The organism is Streptomyces sp. NPDC006602 (assembly GCF_042870385.1).
In the GTDB taxonomy this organism is placed as follows: domain Bacteria; phylum Actinomycetota; class Actinomycetes; order Streptomycetales; family Streptomycetaceae; genus Streptomyces.
In genome coordinates this window covers 1-2,154 of the sequence record NZ_JBIAHG010000095.1, presented here as the reverse complement: position 1 = coordinate 2,154, position 2,154 = coordinate 1, and the positions used below count along the sequence as shown (strand labels likewise).

The following is a 2,154-nucleotide window of genomic DNA, read 5'->3' as shown; positions in this document are numbered from 1 at the left end:
CCTGAACGCGTTCCAGATCGCCTTCGAAGGCCGCCTGACCCCGAGCAACAACTGACCACTCAACAACCAAGATCAGCCGTTAAATTGACACACCCCCAGATCGAAGCGGACGGTCATCTCGGCTCGGTAGTGGTGTGCGGGCATCAGATGGCGGCGGGGCCGGAAGTGGGGTGAGATGCCGCTGAACGCGGACAGGTCGACTGGAACACCCGCCTGGTCACCGGGGACGCGGTCGCCGGCGCGGCGCTCGGTGGTGGAGGTGGGCTTGGCCTCGTCGCCCGGCATGCCGAGCTGGAGGTCCAGGACCGGGGTGGCCACCGGGTGCAGGCTTCCCTGGGGCCCCTGCAGCCCATCCAGTACTCGGCCATTTGACCGACTCACGGAAGGCTGACGGCATGCGGAAACTGATCTACGGCATGAACCTGACCCTGGACGGCTACATCGCCGCGCCCCTCGCGCATCCGGGAGACCAGGAAGACCTCGTAGTCCATCGCGAGGCCGAAGACGGTCGCGCACGTGTAGTCGAAGACAGTCCGGGGTGTGGTGCGTCCGGCGGCGGGGACGATGTGTGTGCTGACGCCCTTCAGCGCGGTGATGTCGAGTGTGTCGTGGATGATCGCGGTGAAGTCGTGCCGGATGAAGTAGTCGAAGTTGGCGATGCGCAGGGCGTTCATCGGCTGGGGCGTCAGATCGGGTTCGAGATCCCTGTTGTTGGGGTCGATGCCGAGGGTTCTGGCGATCTCCGGGAGGGCTGCACTGAGGCTCTTTCGCAGGTAGAGGTCCTGCAGGGCGGCGAGTTCGCGCTCATGGCGGGCGCGATCGGCGTCGGGCAGCAGGCGTGGAGCGACGGGCTCGTGGGCGATGAGGGTGCGGATCTGTCCGGGGTGCCGCGCGGCGGTGTGCATGCCGATGACGGCTCCGAGGCTGCAGCCGAGCATGAGAGCGGGGCTGTCCGTGAGCGAGGCCAGGAGGCGGTGGACATCATCGCCGTGCTCGGCGAGGGTTGCGCCCTGTTCGGGAGCGTCGAGTCGGCTGCGGGACAGGCCGCGGCGGTCGTAGGTGACCACCGTGTAGGAATCGGTGAGCTGGGCGACGAGGTGGGTGGTGCGGTCGGCGTCGCCCTCTCCGCTCTGCGAGATCAGTAGCAACGGGCCGGTGCCCTGGAGTTGGTAGTGCAGGACGGCGCCGGGAACGGTGAGTGTGCCGGTGGTCTTGGGCATGGTGGTCCCCCTTGTGCGCGGCGGTCCGTCCGCCGTATCCCGCGAACACGGTAATCCATCGAAATAGATGCATCAATCTCAATGCATCTAGTTCGATGTATATTGGTGGGGTGAACGGAGTTGAGCTGTTCCTGTTGGGACGCACCCTGATGAAGATCGGTGAGGAGGCACTGCCCGAGCCGCCGGGCGGGGCGGCTCGGTATGCGGGCAGCGCCCGGTTGGTGCTGATCGTGGCCAGTGACATCGCCGTCCATCCCGACACCGCCGTCGGTGAGATCGCCGCCCGCACGGGTCTGCCGCAGAGTCAGGTGTCCTTGGCCATCGCCCGGTTGAAGGAAGCCGGATCGGTGCAGACGTCCCCGGATCCCGTCGACCGGCGCCGCGTGCTGGTGCGCCAGAGCCCCGAGATGTCCCCGCGGGTGGCGCAGGTGCGCGCCGCCGGCATCGAGGACGCCCTTGCCGGGGCGATGGGATCCGGTGACCCTCAGCGGCTGACGGAGGTCGTGGAAGGGTTGGAGGTACTCGCCCGCAACCTCATGCCGCAGTCAGCGACGTGAGGACGGCGAACTCCGGGCTTCCGGCCGTCGGGGTGTCGGTTACTTCGTCCCGTTGTTCTTGTTCGCTTTGGTGCGGGCCAGCCGGTAGGACTCGCTGCCGGTCTCGATGAGGGTGGCGTTGAAGGTGAGCCGGTCCACGATCGCCGCGCAGAGCCGAGGGTCGGTGAAGGTCTTGCTCCAGCCGGTGAACGCTTCGTTCGAGGCGATGGCGATGCTGTTCTTTTCCTCCCTCTCCGTCAGAGCCTGGAAGAGCATCTCGGCGCCGCGGCGGTCGAGTTCGAGGTGTTGGGTCGGGGACGAGACGCCGTGCACTGTTTCCAGTGTCGGTTTTCCCGTCCCCGCCCGCCGAACCGGACGTGCCCGTTGGCCGAGCATCC

The 2,154-nt window shown here is 67.0% G+C and carries 4 protein-coding genes; 1 reads left to right on the top strand and 3 read right to left on the bottom strand.

Going from position 1 to position 2,154, the window contains the following annotated elements:
- Nucleotides 1–72: 72 nt before the first annotated feature.
- Complete coding sequence (locus ACFYO2_RS49545) at nt 73–318, bottom strand: hypothetical protein (protein ID WP_388364096.1); 246 nt, start codon at nt 316–318, stop codon at nt 73–75.
- A gap of 59 nt (nt 319–377) precedes the next feature.
- Nucleotides 378–1,220 (bottom strand): alpha/beta fold hydrolase, encoded by an 843-nt coding sequence (locus tag ACFYO2_RS49540; protein WP_388364094.1) that lies wholly within the window; start codon nt 1,218–1,220, stop codon nt 378–380.
- A 110-nt stretch (nt 1,221–1,330) separates the two neighbouring features.
- On the opposite strand from ACFYO2_RS49540, the gene ACFYO2_RS49535 reads away from it, so the two are divergent.
- Complete coding sequence (locus ACFYO2_RS49535) at nt 1,331–1,777, top strand: MarR family winged helix-turn-helix transcriptional regulator (protein ID WP_388364091.1); 447 nt, start codon at nt 1,331–1,333, stop codon at nt 1,775–1,777.
- A gap of 39 nt (nt 1,778–1,816) precedes the next feature.
- On the opposite strand, the gene ACFYO2_RS49530 is transcribed toward ACFYO2_RS49535, so the two are convergent.
- The coding region (locus ACFYO2_RS49530) for an ATP-binding protein (protein ID WP_388364089.1) at nt 1,817–2,154 on the bottom strand (338 nt) is incomplete at its 5' end.

Bases quoted from the DNA above. Each gene is read 5' to 3' on its own strand.
- ACFYO2_RS49540 (WP_388364094.1), bottom strand. From the start codon at position 1,220: ATGCCCAAGACCACCGGCACACTCACCGTTCCCGGCGCCGTCCTGCAC.